This window comes from Streptomyces sp. NPDC002676, assembly GCF_053592455.1.
This window is the reverse complement of record NZ_JBSFVT010000022.1, coordinates 54,822-71,635: the sequence shown is the minus strand read 5'-3', so window position 1 is coordinate 71,635 and position 16,814 is coordinate 54,822. Positions and strand designations below refer to the sequence as shown.

General features: G+C 71.6%; 17 protein-coding genes and 3 pseudogenes. 15 read left to right on the top strand and 5 right to left on the bottom strand.

Going from position 1 to position 16,814, the window contains the following annotated elements; all coding sequences use genetic code 11:
* The first annotated feature begins 4 nt into the window (after positions 1-4).
* On the top strand, positions 5-664 hold the full coding sequence (locus tag ACWD3E_RS36605) for a trimeric intracellular cation channel family protein (protein ID WP_451391825.1): 660 nt from the start codon (positions 5-7) through the stop codon (positions 662-664).
* Here the strand turns inward: ACWD3E_RS36605 and ACWD3E_RS36600 are convergent.
* Positions 573-1,835, bottom strand: a complete 1,263-nt coding sequence (locus tag ACWD3E_RS36600; protein ID WP_451391824.1) for an alpha/beta hydrolase — start codon at positions 1,833-1,835, stop codon at positions 573-575. The genes ACWD3E_RS36605 and ACWD3E_RS36600 overlap by 92 nt on opposite strands.
* A gap of 175 nt (positions 1,836-2,010) precedes the next feature.
* On the opposite strand from ACWD3E_RS36600, the gene ACWD3E_RS36595 reads away from it, so the two are divergent.
* Positions 2,011-2,874: a thioesterase family protein gene (locus tag ACWD3E_RS36595; protein ID WP_451391823.1), complete on the top strand. Its 864-nt coding sequence runs from the start codon at positions 2,011-2,013 to the stop codon at positions 2,872-2,874.
* Between the two features lie 24 nt (positions 2,875-2,898).
* A pseudogene (locus tag ACWD3E_RS36590) lies at positions 2,899-3,348 on the top strand (WYL domain-containing transcriptional regulator); the annotation flags it as partial.
* A gap of 11 nt (positions 3,349-3,359) precedes the next feature.
* On the opposite strand, the gene ACWD3E_RS36585 reads toward ACWD3E_RS36590, so the two are convergent.
* Positions 3,360-3,986, bottom strand: coding sequence for a TetR family transcriptional regulator (locus ACWD3E_RS36585; RefSeq protein ID WP_451391822.1), 627 nt, complete (start codon positions 3,984-3,986; stop codon positions 3,360-3,362).
* 121 nt (positions 3,987-4,107) lie between these two features.
* On the opposite strand from ACWD3E_RS36585, the gene ACWD3E_RS36580 reads away from it, so the two are divergent.
* The 4 genes from ACWD3E_RS36580 to mnmA all read left to right on the top strand — a co-directional run bounded on the left by ACWD3E_RS36580 (position 4,108) and on the right by mnmA (position 7,299).
* Positions 4,108-4,275, top strand: coding sequence for a hypothetical protein (locus tag ACWD3E_RS36580; RefSeq protein ID WP_451391821.1), 168 nt, complete (start codon positions 4,108-4,110; stop codon positions 4,273-4,275).
* Positions 4,276-4,307: 32 nt separating this feature from the next.
* On the top strand, positions 4,308-4,586 hold the full coding sequence (locus tag ACWD3E_RS36575; RefSeq protein WP_451391820.1) for a DUF4190 domain-containing protein: 279 nt from the start codon (positions 4,308-4,310) through the stop codon (positions 4,584-4,586).
* 67 nt (positions 4,587-4,653) lie between these two features.
* Positions 4,654-5,823, top strand: a complete 1,170-nt coding sequence (locus tag ACWD3E_RS36570) for a cysteine desulfurase family protein (RefSeq protein WP_451391819.1) — start codon at positions 4,654-4,656, stop codon at positions 5,821-5,823.
* A gap of 345 nt (positions 5,824-6,168) precedes the next feature.
* Positions 6,169-7,299: a tRNA 2-thiouridine(34) synthase MnmA gene (gene mnmA, locus ACWD3E_RS36565; RefSeq protein ID WP_451391818.1), complete on the top strand. Its 1,131-nt coding sequence runs from the start codon at positions 6,169-6,171 to the stop codon at positions 7,297-7,299.
* A gap of 34 nt (positions 7,300-7,333) precedes the next feature.
* On the opposite strand, the gene ACWD3E_RS36560 is transcribed toward mnmA, so the two are convergent.
* Both ACWD3E_RS36560 and ACWD3E_RS36555 read right to left on the bottom strand, forming a co-directional pair.
* Positions 7,334-8,116, bottom strand: coding sequence for an alpha/beta fold hydrolase (locus ACWD3E_RS36560; protein ID WP_451391817.1), 783 nt, complete (start codon positions 8,114-8,116; stop codon positions 7,334-7,336).
* 63 nt (positions 8,117-8,179) lie between these two features.
* The gene (locus ACWD3E_RS36555) at positions 8,180-8,503 is read right to left on the bottom strand and encodes a DUF427 domain-containing protein (protein WP_451391816.1); all 324 of its coding nucleotides are present in this window, start codon (positions 8,501-8,503) and stop codon (positions 8,180-8,182) included.
* A 50-nt stretch (positions 8,504-8,553) separates the two neighbouring features.
* Between ACWD3E_RS36555 and ACWD3E_RS36550 the strand changes: the two genes are divergently transcribed.
* The 5 genes from ACWD3E_RS36550 (at position 8,554) to ACWD3E_RS36530 (ending at position 15,599) form a co-directional block, all read left to right on the top strand.
* Positions 8,554-9,093, top strand: a complete 540-nt coding sequence (locus ACWD3E_RS36550; protein ID WP_451391815.1) for an LOG family protein — start codon at positions 8,554-8,556, stop codon at positions 9,091-9,093.
* A gap of 7 nt (positions 9,094-9,100) precedes the next feature.
* The gene (locus ACWD3E_RS36545) at positions 9,101-9,799 is read left to right on the top strand and encodes an SDR family oxidoreductase (RefSeq protein WP_451391814.1); all 699 of its coding nucleotides are present in this window, start codon (positions 9,101-9,103) and stop codon (positions 9,797-9,799) included.
* A gap of 43 nt (positions 9,800-9,842) precedes the next feature.
* Entirely contained in the window at positions 9,843-10,850 is a 1,008-nt protein-coding gene (locus ACWD3E_RS36540; RefSeq protein ID WP_451391813.1) for a methionine synthase, read from the top strand.
* Between the two features lie 15 nt (positions 10,851-10,865).
* On the top strand, positions 10,866-13,064 hold the full coding sequence (gene ligA / locus ACWD3E_RS36535; RefSeq protein WP_451391812.1) for an NAD-dependent DNA ligase LigA: 2,199 nt from the start codon (positions 10,866-10,868) through the stop codon (positions 13,062-13,064).
* A gap of 258 nt (positions 13,065-13,322) precedes the next feature.
* Positions 13,323-15,599, top strand: coding sequence for a putative bifunctional diguanylate cyclase/phosphodiesterase (locus tag ACWD3E_RS36530; RefSeq protein WP_451391811.1), 2,277 nt, complete (start codon positions 13,323-13,325; stop codon positions 15,597-15,599).
* A 34-nt stretch (positions 15,600-15,633) separates the two neighbouring features.
* Here ACWD3E_RS36530 and ACWD3E_RS36525 read toward each other — a convergent pair.
* Positions 15,634-15,738, bottom strand: a pseudogene (locus ACWD3E_RS36525) (TetR family transcriptional regulator); the annotation flags it as partial.
* Between the two features lie 2 nt (positions 15,739-15,740).
* Here ACWD3E_RS36525 and ACWD3E_RS36520 point away from each other — a divergent pair.
* The 3 genes and pseudogenes from ACWD3E_RS36520 to gatC form a co-directional block, all read left to right on the top strand.
* Positions 15,741-15,902: pseudogene (locus tag ACWD3E_RS36520) on the top strand (DUF4267 domain-containing protein); the annotation flags it as partial.
* Between the two features lie 25 nt (positions 15,903-15,927).
* Positions 15,928-16,422, top strand: a complete 495-nt coding sequence (locus tag ACWD3E_RS36515; protein WP_361235241.1) for a cupin domain-containing protein — start codon at positions 15,928-15,930, stop codon at positions 16,420-16,422.
* A 95-nt stretch (positions 16,423-16,517) separates the two neighbouring features.
* Positions 16,518-16,814, top strand: coding sequence for an Asp-tRNA(Asn)/Glu-tRNA(Gln) amidotransferase subunit GatC (gene gatC, locus ACWD3E_RS36510; protein ID WP_006130840.1), 297 nt, complete (start codon positions 16,518-16,520; stop codon positions 16,812-16,814).

Sequence of the window (16,814 nt, the reverse complement as noted above, 5' to 3'; positions counted from 1 at the left end):
CAGGGTGCAGCTCCAGCAACTCTTCAGCCCCTCCGTCCAGCACACGCTCGACGTCATCGGCATCTTCGTGTTCGCGATCTCCGGCGCGCTGCTCGCCGTCCGGAAGAACTTCGACGTCTTCGGGATCGCCGTACTCGCCGAGGTCACCGCGCTGGGCGGGGGGCTGTTCCGCGATCTGGTCATCGGGGCCGTCCCCCCGGCCGCCTTCACGGACCTCGGGTACTTCGTGACCCCCCTGTTCGCCGCGCTCGTCGTCTTCTTCCTGCACCCGCACGTGGAGCGCATCCAGGCGGCGGTGCTGGTCTTCGACGCGGCCGGCCTCGGCCTGTTCTGTGTGAGCGGTACGACGAAGGCGTACAGCTACGGCCTCAACCTGACCGCGTCCGCGACCCTCGGCCTCGCCACCGCGGTCGGCGGCGGTGTGCTGCGTGACGTGCTCGCCAACGAGGTTCCCTCGCTGCTGCGCTGGGACCGCGACCTGTACGCGGTCCCAGCGATCGTCGGCGCCACCATGGTGGTGCTGTGCATCCGTTACGACGCGCTGACCCCGTTCACGAGCGGGCTCGCGGCCGTCACGGCCTTCGTCCTGCGCCTGCTTGCGATGCGGTTCCACTGGCGAGCGCCGCGTGCGTGGAACCGCCGGTCGACCGTGACCGAGGAGTAGTCCCGGCGCCGCCGATCCCGACCACCGACCGGTCGTGCCCCGGGGCGTGGGCCTGGCCCATCTGGAGCGTCAGCCAGCGGAAGACCGTGGTGACCTGGGGCCGCCACAGCGCCATGTTGTGGCCGCCCGCGCTGCGCGGCAGGAACACCACGTGCACGGTCGTCGGCGCCTTGGCGATGGACTCCAGCGCCACGCCGGCCTGGTAGCCGTCACCGGCCTCGCCGGAGATGTACAGCGCGATCCGCGGCGGCACCGATGCCTTCCGCAGGATCAGGTACGGGTTGTTCGCGGCGCGCAGCGCGGGGTTCTGCGCCGCGAGGGAGTTCCGCTCGCCGATCGGGTCGTTGTAGCCGGACAGGCTCACCGCGGCCCGGTAGCGGTCGGGGTGGGCCACGGCCAGCTTGACCGCGCAGTGCGCGCCCGCCGAGTACCCGGCCACCGCCCAGCCCGAGGGCGCCGGCACGGCCCGGAAGTTGTCCGTGACCATCTTCGGCACGTCGATGCTGAGCCAGCTGTCGGCGTTGACCTGGCCGGGGATGTTGGCGCAGCCGGTGTCGACGCCCGCCAGCAGGTTGGTGCGCGGCGCGACCATGATGAAGGGCGCCACCCGGCCGCTCTTCATCAGCGGCAGCAGCTGCTCGTGCGCCTTCAACGAGCCGAACCAGGCCTTCGCGGAGCCCGGGTAGCCCGGCAGCAGTTCCACCACCGGGAACTTCTTGTGGCGGTAGGCCGGTTGGTTGTACTGCGGCGGCAGCCACACGTAGACCTCGGCGTTCACGCCCGAGACCCGGCCCTTGAGCTGGGTGACGCGCACCCCGCCGGCCGCGTGCATGCCGGGCCCGTCGGCTGCCTTGAGGTCCTGCTTGACCTTGGGCAGCCGCTTTACCGCTATCCCGCCGGTTCCGTCCTGGCCGAGGTTCGCCGCCTGCTGGACATGGTTGCCGGTACCGAGCAGGTCGGCCCAGTTGTCGTACAGGTTGTTCTGGTTGTTGACCAGCACGAAGACCAGGGTGACCGCCGTGCCCTGGGCGAACAGCAGCATCAGCACCCGGGCCACGGCGCGCAGTGGCCGGGGCCCGCGCATCCTCGACCAGAGCACGAGCGGCAGTATGAGGGCGACGACGGACAGCACGATCGTCGTGTAGAGGAACGGAGTCCCGGTGAGGCTCATGTCCCCATAGAGGGCGATGGGGCGCCCTGGGTTGTGGACGTGTCCGGACACTTACCGAGAAATTGCCGGGATCTCACCCGGAGGCGGGATCCGGTCGGGCGGGTGACCGTATCTCGCCATTCCGCCGCAACCTAGAAAGCTACCGCTTAGTAATTTCCTGTTGTACGGTTCAGGCATGCCAGAAGCAGCTTCCGCCCCCTCCCCGTCGCGGGCCGTGATCGGCGACAGCGAGTTCGACCGCGACACGGCGGTCACCCGTCGCGAGCCGGGCGTCTACGACATCGACCTCTCGGCCGGCTGGACCATCATCAGCGCGGTGAACGGCGGCTATCTGCTGGCCGTGCTCGGCCGGGCCCTCGCGGACGCGCTCCCGCACCCGGACCCCTTCACCATCTCCGCGCACTATCTGACCGCCTCCCAGCCCGGCCCCGCGGTGATCCGCACCGAGCAGGTCCGCACCGGCCGCACCCTCTCCACGGGCCAGGCCTCGCTCTTCCAGTACGACGACGCGGGCAACGAGGTCGAGCGCATCCGCGTCCTCGCCTCCTACGGCGACCTCTCCACCCTCCCCGACGACGTCCGTACGACGGCCCTGCCGCCCGCGATCCCGCCGCTGGAGCAGTGCTTCGGCCCCGACGACTCACCGGCTCCGGTGCCGGGCAGCTCGGCCATCGCCGACCGGCTGATGCTCAAGCTCGACCCCGCCACCCTCGGCTGGGCGCTCGGCGCGCCCTCCGGCAAGGGCGAGATGCGCGCCTGGTTCGGCCTGGCCGACGGCCGTGACGCCGACCCGCTCTCGCTGCTCCTCGCGGTGGACGCGCTGCCGCCGACCGCGTTCGAGATCGGTCTGATGGGCTGGGTGCCGACGGTCGAACTCACCGTCCACGTCCGCCACCGTCCGGCCCCCGGCCCGCTGCGCGTGTCGATCACCACGCGCAACCTGGCCGGCGGTTTCCTGGAGGAGGACGCCGAGGTCTGGGACAGCCAGGACCGCCTGGTCGCCCAGTCCCGGCAGCTCGCCCGCGTCAGGCTCGGCTGACCGGGCGGTAGCCGGTCCGGCAGAATCCCCGCGCACGAACTCGCCGACCGGCTGGAGGTGTCGGTCCGCACCATCTACCGGGACATCGAGGCGCTGTCGGCCTCCGGCGTCCCCGTGTACGCCGAGCGTGGGCCATCGACTCACATCCCTTGGTAACACTGGGGATCACTGAGCCGATCGGAGACGCTGCACCACCGCCGCAGCGGGGAGCGGGACCTGCGGACGTACACCGTGGACCCGTACGGGCTGGTCAGCAAGGCCGGGGTCTGGCACTGGGTGGAGGAGCGCGAGAGCGGGATCGAGGTCACGGTCCGGGTTCCGTGCGACCGTTTCGACCTGTTCCGGCGGCTGTTCGCCGCGCAGCCGACCGAACTCCCCGACTACGACGGCGAGAGCGAGCGGGTCACCGCCCGGCTGTCCTACCCGGTGCTCAGCGCCGTCCGTCACCTGCTCGCGTTCTCCGACCAGGTGGAGAAGGAGAGGGCTCAGCGCAGCCAGTGGTTGCGGCCGATGGTGATGAGCCGCAGCTGCCGCCGGGCGAGCTGGGTGACGCGCTCCCGCTCCTCCTCGGGCGTCTCCAGCGCCTCCAGGAAGAGTGAGGCGGTGATGAGCATCTGGTCGACGTAGAGGTGCGCGAGCATCTGCAGGTCGTCCTCGCTCCAGCCCGCGGACCCGGGGTCCTTGGCCAGCTCGGCCTTCACCTCCTCGGCGAACCGGGCCAGTTGGGCGCGGATGGCCTCGCGCACCGGCTGGACCCCGCCGTGCCGCTCGCGCGCGATGAAGCGGACGTGGGCGGGATGGGTGTCCACGTGGTGGGCGATCAACTCGATGGCGCCCGCTATGCGTTCCTCGGCGTCGCCCGTCGCGGACACCGTCTGGGCCACCATCGGGTGCAGGCTGCCGAGCGCCTCGTCGACCAGGGCCACGCCGAGGTCGGCGGTGGAGCGGAAGTGCCGGTAGAAGGCGGTCGGGGCGACACCGACGGCCCGGGCGACCTCGCGCAGGCCCAGGCTGCTCAGGCTCTGCTCCTCCAGCAGCGCGAGCGCCGCGTCCAGGAACGCCTGCCGGGTCTTCTGCTTCTGGGCCTGCCGGATGCCGAGGGTGTGACTCATGTCATCCAGTTAACAACTGTTCTCTGGAATTGGAAAGCCGTGGGAGGCGTTAGACTCAAAGTCAGTGAACAAGTGTTACTACAACTGTTCACCGAAACTTCACGGAGGGGGATCGAATCCCATGCTGTTCCTCGTCGCCGCACTCATGCTGCTCGGCGTCGTGCTGGGCACCGTGGCTCACGCGCCCATGACCGTCACGGCCGTCCTGGCCGCGGTCATCGCCGTCTGGCTGGGCATCTTCGCGATCCGCGAGCGCATCGGCCGCCGTCGCCAGTCCTCGGCCAACTGACCGTCCCGAACGACACCCAGGAGCTGAGCACCATGCAACTCACCGCACCGGTCACCAGCCGCACCGACACCCGTACGGGCACCCGCGACGCCGACGGCATGGCCGTGGCGTCCTTCATCCTCGGCCTGCTCGGCCTGCTCGTCCTCAACCTCTTCCTCGGCCCGATCGCCATCGTCCTCGCCGTGGTCTCCCTCTGGCGCGGTACGGCGCGCCGGGGCCGCGCCTGGCTGGGTCTGACCCTCGGCGTGGCCGACCTCGCGGTCCTGGCGATCGCGATGCAGATGTCCAACACGGTGTCGTGGAGCCTGTGACGTCACCGACGTATGGCGCACACTCGGCCCAGGCCGAGCGCAGGGGCCCACTAGAATCGGCCTCACCATGGCATACCTCGACCACGCCGCCACGACCCCGATGCTCCCGGAGGCGGCGGAGGAACTGACCGCCCAGCTGAGCATCACCGGCAACGCGTCCTCTCTGCACGCCTCCGGCCGCCGGGCCCGCCGCACGGTCGAGGAGTCCCGCGAGACCCTCGCGGACGCGCTGGGTGCCCGTCCCAGCGAGGTCGTCTTCACCTCGGGCGGCACCGAGGCCGACAACCTCGCGGTCAAGGGCCTGTACTGGTCCCGCCGCGACGCCGACCCGGCCCGCACCCGCATCCTGGCCAGCCCCGTCGAGCACCACGCCGTGCTGGACGCCGTGCACTGGCTGGGCGAGCACGAGGGTGCCACGGTCGAGTACCTCCCCGTCGACTCCTACGGCCGCGTCCACCCCGACGCGCTGCGCGAGGCGATCTCCCGCAACCCCGACGACGTCGCCGTGGCCACCGTCATGTGGGCCAACAACGAGATCGGAACGATCCTGCCGGTCCGTGAACTGGCCGACGTCGCGGGGGAGTTCGGCATCCCGCTGCACGCCGACGCGGTCCAGGCCTTCGGTCAGGTGCCGGTCGACTTCGGTGCCTCGGGCCTCGCCGCGATGACGGTTTCCGGCCACAAGATCGGCGGCCCGTACGGCATCGGCGCGCTGATCCTCGGCCGCGAGTACACCCCCGTGCCCGTCCTGCACGGCGGCGGGCAGGAGCGCCACGTCCGCTCCGGCACCCTCGACGTCCCGGCGATCGCCTCCTTCGCGGTCGCCGGCCGGCTCGCCGCCGAGCAGTGCGAGTGGTTCGCGCGGGAGATCGGCGCCCTGCGCGACCAGTTGATCGACGCGGTCCGTACGGCCGTACCGGACGCGATCCTCGGCGGCGACCCGGCCCCGGAGGGCCGCCTCCCGGCCAACGCCCACTTCGTGTTCCCCGGGTGCGAGGGCGACTCCCTGCTGCTCCTGCTGGATGCCCAGGGCATCGAGTGCTCCACCGGCTCCGCCTGCACGGCGGGCGTCGCCCAGCCCAGCCATGTCCTGCTCGCCACCGGTGTCCACCCGGACCTGGCCCGCGGCACGCTGCGCTTCTCCCTCGGCCACACCTCCACGGAGGCGGACGTCGAGGCGGTCGCCAAGGCCATCGGCCCGGCGGTGGAGCGGGCTCGCGCGGCGGGGCTCAGCTGAGCGGCGCGCACCGGCTCAGGGCGTACAAAAGCCGGCGTGCGAAAGCACGCCGGCGCACAAAAGCGACCTACGAGGCGGGTTCCCTTCGCCGGCATTGTCCGGATCAGGTAATGGGGGTCGCCTTCCAGTCCAGTACTTGCAACCTTCCGGCCTCTCAGCCCTAGCGTCGACGTCGGCACCAGCGGAGGCTTGGTGTCTCTCGCTGACGTCGGCTACTCCGCTTGGACTCCCTCACTCGTCCCGTAGGTCTAACTACAGGATAGAACGCCCGATACCAGACAAAAAGGGGTTGGGCCTTGATTCTTTTCCGGAACCTGCGGAACGGCCCCGTACCCTGGAAGAGCTATGACTGACACCCCGCAGCGCCCCCGCCCTCTCCGCGTCCTCGCCGCCATGTCCGGCGGTGTCGACTCCGCCGTCGCCGCCGCGCGGGCCGCGGAAGCCGGTCACGACGTCACCGGCGTCCACCTCGCGCTCTCCGCGAACCCGCAATCCTTCCGCACCGGCGCGCGGGGCTGCTGCACCATCGAGGACTCGCGCGACGCCCGCCGCGCCGCCGACGTCATCGGCATCCCCTTCTACATCTGGGACCTCGCCGAGCGCTTCCGCGAGGACGTGGTCGAGGACTTCATCGCCGAGTACGAGGCGGGCCGCACCCCGAACCCGTGCCTGCGCTGCAACGAGAAGATCAAGTTCGCCGCGCTGCTGGACAAGGCGCTGGCCCTGGGCTTCGACGCGGTGTGCACGGGCCACTACGCGAAGGTGATCCTGAACGAGGACGGCACCCGCGAGCTGCACCGCGCCTCCGACATGGCGAAGGACCAGTCGTACGTCCTCGGTGTCCTGGACGACAAGCAGCTCGCGCACGCGATGTTCCCGCTCGGAGACACGGTCACCACCAAGGAGGAGATCCGCGCGGAGGCCGAGCGCCGGGGCCTCGCCGTGGCCAAGAAGCCCGACTCGCACGACATCTGCTTCATCGCCGACGGTGACACCCAGGGCTTCCTCGCCGATCGGCTGGGCAAGGCCGAGGGCGACATCGTCGACGAGGACGGCAAGCGGCTGGGCACGCACGAGGGCGCGTACGGCTTCACCATCGGCCAGCGCAAGGGCCTGCGCATCGGCACCCCGGCCGCCGACGGCAAGCCGCGCTACGTCCTCGACATCTCCCCGGTGACCAACACGGTGACCGTCGGCCCCGCCGCGTCCCTGGACGTCAGCGCGCTCACCGCGGTCAAGCCCCGCTGGTGCGGCACCGCCCCCGAGGGCCCCGGCAGCTACACCGCCCAGCTCCGCGCGCACGGCGGCGAGACCGGGGTCAGCGCGGAACTCGTCGACGGCGAACTGCGCGTCACCTTCGCCGAGCCGGTCCGCGGGGTCGCCCCCGGCCAGGCGATCGTGCTGTACGACGGCACGCGCGTGGTCGGCTCGGCGACGATCGCGACGACCACGCGGGCGACGGCAGCGGCGGTGTAGCCCGCCTGCGGGGCCTGCCTGCGGGGCAGCCCGTCTACGGCGCGAAGAACTCGGCAAGCACCGGCCCCAGGACTCCCGGCTCCACCATGTGGGTCTGCCCCTCCAGGACCCGGTACGTGCCCTGGGGCACCGCCTCCGCGATCGCCTGGCTCGCCCTGTGCATCCACTCCGGGCTCGCCCCGCCCGCGACGGACAGCACGGGCACGGAGATCAGGGCCAGCCGCTCCCGCGGCAGCAGACCGTCGCCCATGACGGCGTCGTCGTAGGCGAGGCTCGGTGCGACGGCCTCCATGCCCGCCCACATCGGCGACTGGCGGGCGCTGCGGACCATCTCCTCGCCGAGGCCCGCCAGGCGCAGGAACAGCTCCACGGCGTCTCCGCGCCGGCCCTCCGCCAGCGCCTTGTTCAGCTGCTCCTTGTACCGGGCCTCCTGCTCGGCGCCGCCCGCCAGGTGGTCCACGAACGGCACCTCGTACACGGCGGCCTGCCGTACCGGCAGGCCGCTCGCCGCCGCCTCCAGCACCAGCGCGCCGCCCGAGGAGACCCCGAACAGCGCCGCGTCGCCGCCCACCGCGTCGAGCAGCGCGGCCAGGTCCTCGACCTCGCGGGCCACCGCGTAGGGTGCCGTGTCCCCGCTCGCGCCGCGCCCCCGGCGGTCGTAGAAGACGGCCGTGCAGCGGTCCGCGAGCCGGTGCGCCAGAGGCGCCACGGTGCCGCCGGTGGACATCGCGCCGCTCACCAGGATCACCGTGGGCCCCTGGCCGATCGCTTCGTACGCGAGGGTGGTGCCGTCGCGGGAAGTCGTCATCTTGTCCATGCCGTTGCAGACTGCCGCACGGCACGGGGCTCATCGGTCACGACACGTCGGTGCCGTGGAAGGTCACGCCACTTCGACCTCGTAGAAGCACAGGTGATCTTTGATCTCCGCCACGTCCGGCTTCGGGTCCGGGTACGACCACACGAGGTCGGGCGCGTCGGGCAGCGACCAGTAGGACGCGGTGCCCTTGAAGGGGCAGACGGTGTGGGTGTCGGAGGGGGTGAGCAGGTCCATGCGGACGTCCTCGGCGGGGATGTAGTACCGCGCCGGAGAGCCGGTCTCGCGCAGTACGAGGGGGCGCTCGGTCTCCGCGAGCACCTGTCCGCCGTGCACCACACGCACGTGCTGCTCGCCCCGTTCGATGGTGATCGTGTGTCCTTGACTCATACTCGAACAGCGCCCGCGGGCCCGTACTTCTTCCCGCGTAGGGTGGGCGCATGAATATTTGCGTCTTCCTCTCCGCGGCCGACCTCGACGAGCGGTACACGCTCCCCGCGCGGGAGTTCGCGCAGCTGATCGGGAAGGGCGGCCACACGCTGGTGTGGGGCGGTTCCGACGTCGGGCTGATGAAGGTCGTCGCCGACGGCGTGCAGGAGGCCGGGGGCAGGCTGCTGGGCGTCTCCGTCGAGTTCCTCGCGGCGAAGGCGCACCCGGGGGCGGACGAGATGGTCATCGCCGCCGACCTGGCCGAGAGGAAGAAGCTGCTGCTGGAGAAGGCCGACGCTGTGGTGATCATGGTGGGCGGCACCGGCACCCTCGACGAGGCCACGGAGATCCTGGAGCTGAAGAAGCACGGCCGCACCGACAAGCCCGTGGTGCTGCTGAACACCGAGGGCTTCTACGACGGCCTGGAACAGCAGTTCCGCCGCATGGAGGAGGAGGGCTTCCTGCCCCGCCCCCTCGCCGACCTGGTGTTCTTCGCGAAGGAGCCGGTGGGCGCGCTGGCCTACCTGGAGGAGTCGCTCGGCGCCCGGTGATGCGAGCATGGCGGGCATGGCAACTCATGTGATCACCGGGGCCGGTTCCGGCATCGGCGCCGCCGTGGCCCGCCGGCTCCATGCGCGCGGGGACGAACTCGTCCTCCACGCGCGCGACGCGGGCCGCGCCAGGGAACTGGCCGCCCAGTTCCCCGGCGCGCGCACCCTGGTCGGCGACCTCGCCGACCCCGACAGGCTGTCCTGGGCCTTCTCCCACCAGTCGCTCCCGGAACGGGTCGACTCGCTGCTGCACATCGCCGGGGTCGTGGATCTCGGCGAGGTAGGCGAGCTGACCCCGAAGGCCTGGCACCGCCAGCTCAACGTCAACCTGATCGCCCCGGCCGAGCTGACCCGGCACTTCCTGCCCCAGCTCCGCGCCTCCCGCGGCCATGTGATCTTCGTCAACTCCGGCTCCGGCCTCAACGCCCACGCCGGCTGGGCTGCGTACGCCGCCTCCAAGCACGGCCTGAAGGCGCTCGCCGACTCCCTGCGCCACGAGGAGCACGGCAACGGCGTCCGGGTCACCTCGGTCTACCCGGGCCGCACCGCGAGCCCCATGCAGGCCAAGGTCCACCAGCAGGAAGGCAAGGAGTACGACCCGGCCGCCTGGATCGACCCCGAGTCGGTCGCCACGACGATCCTGATGGCCCTGGACCTGCCGAGGGACGCGGAGGTCAACGACCTGACGGTGCGACCGGGGCGGTGACGGGGCGGAGCCCCTGGTGGCCCGCACGGCATACGCTTCCGGCGTGAGTGAGAACAGCGAGTTCAGGTTCCCGGGTGCCACCGGCGTCGGATCCATGCCCGGAGGGGACGCCAGGGAGGCCGCCAAGACCGTCACCGGCAGCTTCGAGGACTTCCCGTTCCTGCCCGAGCTGCCCGCGCGCGGCCCCGGTGCCGACATGATCGGGCGTACCGCCGGGATGCTGGTCGAGCTGTACGCGCGCGTGGAGCCCAGCGGCTGGCGCATCGGCGACCGGCCCGGCCGGGACACCCGGCGCGCCCGGTCCTGGCTGGGCGAGGACCTCGATGCCCTGGAGGAGTTCACCCAGGGCTACGAGGGCGACCTCAAGGTGCAGGCGGTCGGCCCATGGACGCTGGCCGCCGCCCTGGAGCTGAAGAACGGCGAGGCCGCCCTGTCGGACCCCGGCGCCTGCCGCGACCTCGCCGCCTCGCTGAGGGAGGGCCTGCGCCTGCACCTGGCGGAGATGCAGCGGCGTGTCCCCGGCGCCCGCCTGGTGCTCCAGCTCGACGAGCCCTCCCTCACCGCCGTACTGCGGGGACAGGTGCGCACCGCCAGCGGCTACCGCACCCACCGGGCCACCGACCGGCAGGTGGTCGAGGCCACGCTCCGGGACGTCGTCGGGGTGCACGGCGGCGGACCCGTCGTCGTCCACTCCTGCGCGCCGGACGTCCCCTTCGCCCTGCTGCGCCGGGCCGGGGCGGCGGCCGTCTCCTTCGACTTCGCGCTCCTCACCGAACGTGACGACGAAGTCATCGGCGAGGCCGTCGAGGGCGGCACCCGCCTGTTCGCCGGTGTCGTGCCGGGCACGGACGGCCCATTGTCAGACCCTGCCGGTAGCGTCATGGGTGTCAGGACGCTGTGGCGCAGGCTGGGGCTGCATCCGGGGTTGCTCGCGGAGGCGGTAACGGTCACCCCGGCGTGCGGTCTCGCGGGCGCTTCCCCCGCCTACGCACGCCAGGTGCTCGCCCACTGCGTCCGGGCGGCGAGATCCCTCGCGGACAACCCAGAGTAACGGGAGGACAACACGGTGGCCGGCGACAAGCAAGCGGAGACGACGGGGGTTCCCGCCGAGGCCCGCGTGAAGCACGCGCAGCTGGCGGAGCAGGTCGAGGAGCACCGCTTCCGGTACTACGTGAAGGACGCTCCCGTCATCAGCGACGCGGAGTTCGACCAGCTCCTGAAGTCCCTGGAGGCGCTGGAGGAGCAGTACCCGGAGCTGCGCACCCCGGACTCCCCGACCCAGAAGGTCGCGGGGTCGTACGCCACGGAGTTCACGGCGGTCGAGCACCGCCAGCGGATGCTGTCCCTCGACAACACCTTCAACGACGAGGAGCTGGCCGCCTGGGCCGACCGCATCGCGCGCGAACTGGGCGACCAGGAGTACCACTTCCTGTGCGAGCTGAAGGTCGACGGCCTCGCCGTGAACCTCACCTACGAGCACGGCCGCCTCACCCGCGCGGCCACCCGTGGCGACGGCCGCACCGGCGAGGACATCACCCCGAACGTCCGGACGATCGCGGAGATCCCGGACCGCCTCCAGGGCGACAAGGTGCCCGACCTGGTGGAGATCCGCGGCGAGGTCTACTTCCCGATGGAGAAGTTCGAGGAGCTGAACGCCCGCCTGGTCGCGGCCGGCGACAAGCCCTTCGCCAACCCCCGCAACGCCGCCGCCGGTTCGCTGCGCCAGAAGGACCCGCGCGTCACCGCCACCCGCCCGCTGCACATGGTCGTCCACGGCATCGGCGCCCTGGAGGGCTTCAAGGGCATGACCCGCCTCTCCCAGGCGTACGACCTGCTGAAGACCTGGGGCCTGCCCACCTCCACGCACAACCGGGTGGTCGACGACCTCGACGGCGTACGGGAGTTCATCGCCCACTACGACGGCGCGAACCGCCACTCCGTGGAGCACGAGATCGACGGCGCCGTCATCAAGCTGGACGAGATCCGGCTCCAGGGCCGCCTCGGCTCCACCGCGCGCGCCCCGCGCTGGGCGATCGCCTACAAGTACGCGCCGGAGGAGGTCAACACCAAGCTCGTCGACATCAAGGTCGGCGTCGGCCGCACCGGCCGGGTCACCCCGTACGCCCAGGTCGAGCCGGTCAAGGTCGCGGGCAGCGAGGTCGAGTTCGCCACCCTGCACAACCAGGAGGTCGTCAAGGCCAAGGGCGTGCTCATCGGCGACACGATCGTCATCCGCAAGGCCGGTGACGTCATCCCGGAGATCCTCGGCCCGGTCGTCGACCTGCGCGACGGCAGCGAGCGGGAGTTCGTGATGCCGGCCGAGTGCCCCGAGTGCGGGACGCCGCTCAGGCCCATGAAGGAGGGAGACATCGACCTCCGCTGCCCCAACGCCCGCACCTGCCCGGCCCAGTTGCGCGAGCGCGTCTCCTTCCTCGCGGGCCGCGAGTGCCTGGACATCGAGCACTTCGGCGCGGTGGCCGCCGCCGCGCTCACCCGCCCGTTGGAGCCGGCCGAGCCGCCGCTGGTGGACGAGGGCGATCTCTTCGACCTGACGGTGGAGAAGCTGCTGCCCATCAAGGCCTACGTCCTCGACCCGGACAGCGGGCTGCCCAAGCGGGACGCGAAGACCGGCGAGGAGAAGGTCGTCACGGTCTTCGCCAACCAGAAGGGCGAGCCGAAGAAGAACACCCTCGCGCTGCTGGAGAACATCGAGGCGGCCAAGTCCCGTCCGCTCGCCCGGTTCCTCAATGGCCTGTCCATCCGGCACGTCGGACCGGTCGCCGCGCAGGCCCTCGCGCGCGAGTTCCGCTCGATCGACCGCATCCAGGCGGCCACCGAGGAGGAGCTCGCGGGCACCGACGGCGTGGGGCCCATCATCGCCGCGGCCCTCAAGGAGTGGTTCGCCGAGGACTGGCACCGCGAGATCGTCCGCAAGTGGAAGGCGGCCGGGGTCCCGCTGGAGGACGAGACGTCCGGCGAGGACGAGGGGCCGCGCCCGCTGGAGGGGCTCACGGTCGTCGTCACCGGCACGCTGGAGAACTTCACGCGGGACGGCGCCAAGGACGCGCTGCAGAGCCGCGGAGCGAAGGTGACCGGTTCGGTGTCGAAGAAGACCTCGTTCGTCGTTGTGGGTGACAACCCCGGTTCGAAGTACGACAAGGCGATGCAGCTGAAGGTTCCGGTGCTGAACGAGGACGGTTTCGGCGTCCTGTTGGAGCAGGGCCCCGAGGCGGCGGCCGAAGTCGCGCTTTCGGCCGAGGAATAGCGGTTGAAGGCCACCCGATCGGTGCATATCTGTTGCATACGGGTGGCTCGGGCGCATTCGGGCAACCGTCGAAGACCGGTGCCCGAGGAAGCCTTCTGCGGCCTACTGTTGGGATGTGCACCTGCCGTGCCCAGCTGCGGTTGGGGCATCCTCGCGCGCGCCAAGGCACGGGGAAGGGTTTTCCAACGCGGAGCCGCTGATGGTTGTCGGGCATCGGGCCGCGTGGCGTGGGCACCGCCGGCTGTGAGAGGGACGGGAATGGAACCGACCGAAAGCGTCGCCCCGGACTCACGGCTGCGCCTGCGCCGCCGCACGGTCAGCTGGCGCGGCTACCAGTGGCCGACGTGGATCGCCCAGCGCACCGGCGCGCGTACGGGGATGCGTACCGGAACACGCCCGGGAATGCGCCCGCACCCGGCCGGAGCGGGCACCGCGCCCGCGGCGCACCCCGCGCTGCCCCTGGCCATCGGGCCCGCGCGGGGCCTGCCCGGCACCGAACCCGAACGGCAGCTGTCCTGGCCCGCCCTGCCCGCGGCCGTCATGGCCGCCGCCGGAGTCGTTCTCGGCGCGGGCTTCATCCGCGCCTTCACCGGCAACCACGCGCTCTTCCCGGGCGGCACGGTCGGCTGGTCGCTGGCCGTGCTCACCGGCATCATCGTCGGCCACCTCGTCATGCTGGGCCGCGCCCGCTGGTGGGGCGGCACCGGCTCCGGCGCCGCCCTCACCCTCGCCGTCCTCATGCTCTACGGCTGGGTGCCCGCCGGCATGGTCAGCCTGACCGTCGTCGTCCTGGTCGGCATAGCCAGACGGCACCGCTGGCGGCAGGGCGTGCTGCACGGCGCGGTGGACATCCTCGGCATCGGTGCCGGCGCCCTGGTGCTCGGACTCTGCGGCCGGGTGCCGAGCGTCGAGTCGCCCTGGCGGCCCGGCACCTGGACCTTCAGCACGCTGCCCGAGGTGGTGCTGACGGTCGGCGCTTACCTCGCCGTCAACCGGGGCCTGCTGTGGTACCTGCACGCCCCGCGCGGCGGCGGACTGCCCACCATCGCCCGCACCGCCCTGGTCAGACAGGGCCTGGTCGCCGTGGCGCTGCTCGGCATCGCGCCGCTGGTCTGCGTCGTCGCAGACGCCGAGCCCGTCCTGCTCCCGCTGTTCGCCGTCCCGCTGATCGCCCTGGACTCCACGCTGTGGATGGCCCGCGCCCGCGCCGAGGAGCAGCTGCGCGACCCGCTGACCGGGCTGCCCAACCGGCAGTGGCTGCTGGAGCGGATCTGGACGGCCCTGGACGACGCCGAACGCATCGGCGCGCGCTCCGCCCTGATGCTGATCGACCTCGACCGCTTCCGGTCGGTGAACGACACCCTGGGGCATCTCGCCGGTGACCGACTGCTGCTCCAGATCGCCGACCGGCTCCGGCTCGCCCTGCCCCGCGGAGCGGAGGCCGCCCGGCTCGGCGGCGACGAGTTCGCCGTATTACTGCCCGTCGCCGACTCCACCACGTCGGCCACGCGCGTCGCCCGCGGCCTCGTCGCCGCGCTCAGCTCGCCGCTCGACCTCGACGGGCTCACTCTCGTGCTGGAGGCCAGCGCGGGCGTGGCCGTCTTCCCCGACCACGCCGTGGACGCCGAAGGGCTGCTGCGCCGCGCGGACGTGGCGATGTACCAGGCGAAGCGGGACCGCACCGGCGTCGAGGTGTACGAGTCCAAGCGGGACTCCAACACCCCGGACCGGCTGGGCCTGCTGGGGGACCTGCGCCGGGCGCTGGACGCGCACGAGGTGCAGCTGCACTACCAGCCCAAGGTCCGCTTCGACGGCCAGGTCGCCGGCCTTGAGGCGCTGGTGCGCTGGGTGCATCCGGAGCGCGGGAAGGTTCCGCCGGACGAGTTCATAGCGATAGCCGAGTCCTCCGGGCTGATGCCCCATCTCACGGAGTACGTCCTGGAGACCGCGCTCGGCCAGGTCGCCAAGTGGCGGGCGCAGGGGCTGCGCGTGCCGGTCGCCGTCAACGTCTCCCCGCGCGATGTGCACACACCGGGTTTCGCGGGCTCGGTCGCCGCCCGGCTGGCCCGGCACGGGGTCCCTGCGGGCGCGCTCCAGCTGGAGATCACCGAGCACGTGCTGCTGGAGGACCCGCAGCGCGCCGCCGACACCCTCGCCGGGCTCACCGGGCACGGCGTGAAGATGTCCCTCGACGACTTCGGCACCGGCTACTCCTCCCTGGTGCATCTGCGGCGGCTGCCGGTGAGCGAGCTGAAGATCGACCGCTCCTTCGTGGCCCGGCTGGCCGTGGACACCGAGGACGCGGAGATCGTCCGCTGCACGGTCGACCTGGCGCACTCCCTCGGGCTGCTCGTCGTCGCCGAGGGCGTGGAGGACGACGAGACCTGGGAGCGGCTGCGGGACCTCGGCTGTGACGCCGTGCAGGGCTGGCTGGTCGCCGCGGCGATGCCGCCCGAGGAGACGACGGCGTGGCTGCGGGCGCGGGGGTCGAAGGGCTGGCAACGGTCGCCTGCGGCGCTTCCGGCCGCCGAGTAGCTTTTCCCACCCGCCCGCCGCCCGTTCAACTCGTTCAGCTGCCTGCGAAGTGGGCGATCGGCAGCGTCAGGCGCCTCTCGTGCGCCTCCTCCGGCAGGCGTCCGCTGCGCATCAGGGTGACCAGGCCGTGCAGGCCCGCCCGGGGCGCAGGCCGAGGCGTGGTTCATGCTCGCCGTGGCACTCGTACCGCTCGGAGACACGTTGACAGTGCTGCGTCACGGTGGCGCCGAGGCCGTGGCCTTCGGGATTCACTTCGCCACGGCAGTCGTCGTCCTGATCAGCGCCGGACTGCTCTTCGCGGTCCGACGACACCACAGAGGGAGAAGCCATGTCACTGTTCGTGCCGAAGTTCGACGACTCCGTGATCGTCCGCGGCGCCGAGGCCGAGGTGGTCGGGAGCACCCCCGTCGGCGTCCAGCTGCTGGCCGACCACAGCGCGACCGGAGGGGCGTTGTCCACCGTGCGCGTCACCCTGGCGGAGGGTGCCGACGGCGCACGGCCCCACCTCCACCACAACGGGGCAGAGATGTTCTACCTGCTCGACGGGTGCGCCGAGATCCTCTCCGGCGACGACATCGTCACCGCCGAGCGCGGCGATCTCGTCATCGTCCCGCCGGAAAAGCCGCACGCCTTCGCCGCCGTCCCGGAGGCCACCGCGGACATCCTCATCGTCTTCACCCCGGGCATCGAGCGCTTCGAGTACTTCCGCCACCTCCAGCGCATCCGCCTCGGCGAGGCCACCCCGGAGAGCATCCTCGAGGTGCAGGACCGGTACGACAACCACTTCCTCAAGAGCGAGGTCTGGGAGGGCCGCCGGGGGTGACGAGCGGGGGCCTCGGCAAACCGTTTCACGGGCACGGGGCCCCGCCCCATAGGATTGGCCCCAAACCACACACACTCACCCCAGAGGATCGCTGCATGCCTGGCATCACGCGCGAGGAGGTCGCCCACCTCGCCCGGCTGGCGCGTCTGGAGCTGAAGCCCGAAGAACTCGACCACTTCGCGGGACAGCTTGACGACATCATCGGCGCGGTCGCCCGCGTCAGCGAGGTCGCCGACCAAGACGTACCGCCGACCTCGCACCCGCTCCCGCTGACGAACGTCATGCGCGCGGACGAGGTCCGTCCCTCGCTCACCCCCGAGCAGGCGCTCTCCGGCGCCCCGGCCCAGGAGCAGCAGCGTTTCAAGGTGCCGCAGATCCTGGGGGAGGAGTGA

Excerpts from the sequence above, each read along its gene's own strand:
- ACWD3E_RS36595 (WP_451391823.1), top strand. The coding sequence starts at position 2,011 with ATGCCAGAAGCAGCTTCCGCCCCCTCCCCGTCGCGGGCCGTGATCGGC.
- ACWD3E_RS36530 (WP_451391811.1), top strand. The coding sequence starts at position 13,323 with ATGGAACCGACCGAAAGCGTCGCCCCGGACTCACGGCTGCGCCTGCGC.
- ACWD3E_RS36550 (WP_451391815.1), top strand. The coding sequence starts at position 8,554 with ATGAATATTTGCGTCTTCCTCTCCGCGGCCGACCTCGACGAGCGGTAC.
- mnmA (WP_451391818.1), top strand. The coding sequence starts at position 6,169 with ATGACTGACACCCCGCAGCGCCCCCGCCCTCTCCGCGTCCTCGCCGCC.
- ACWD3E_RS36580 (WP_451391821.1), top strand. The coding sequence starts at position 4,108 with ATGCTGTTCCTCGTCGCCGCACTCATGCTGCTCGGCGTCGTGCTGGGC.
- ACWD3E_RS36570 (WP_451391819.1), top strand. The coding sequence starts at position 4,654 with ATGGCATACCTCGACCACGCCGCCACGACCCCGATGCTCCCGGAGGCG.
- ACWD3E_RS36560 (WP_451391817.1), bottom strand. The coding sequence starts at position 8,116 with ATGGACAAGATGACGACTTCCCGCGACGGCACCACCCTCGCGTACGAA.
- ACWD3E_RS36575 (WP_451391820.1), top strand. The coding sequence starts at position 4,308 with ATGCAACTCACCGCACCGGTCACCAGCCGCACCGACACCCGTACGGGC.
- ACWD3E_RS36585 (WP_451391822.1), bottom strand. The coding sequence starts at position 3,986 with ATGAGTCACACCCTCGGCATCCGGCAGGCCCAGAAGCAGAAGACCCGG.
- ACWD3E_RS36515 (WP_361235241.1), top strand. The coding sequence starts at position 15,928 with ATGTCACTGTTCGTGCCGAAGTTCGACGACTCCGTGATCGTCCGCGGC.
- ACWD3E_RS36545 (WP_451391814.1), top strand. The coding sequence starts at position 9,101 with ATGGCGGGCATGGCAACTCATGTGATCACCGGGGCCGGTTCCGGCATC.
- ACWD3E_RS36555 (WP_451391816.1), bottom strand. The coding sequence starts at position 8,503 with ATGAGTCAAGGACACACGATCACCATCGAACGGGGCGAGCAGCACGTG.
- ACWD3E_RS36600 (WP_451391824.1), bottom strand. The coding sequence starts at position 1,835 with ATGAGCCTCACCGGGACTCCGTTCCTCTACACGACGATCGTGCTGTCC.
- gatC (WP_006130840.1), top strand. The coding sequence starts at position 16,518 with ATGCCTGGCATCACGCGCGAGGAGGTCGCCCACCTCGCCCGGCTGGCG.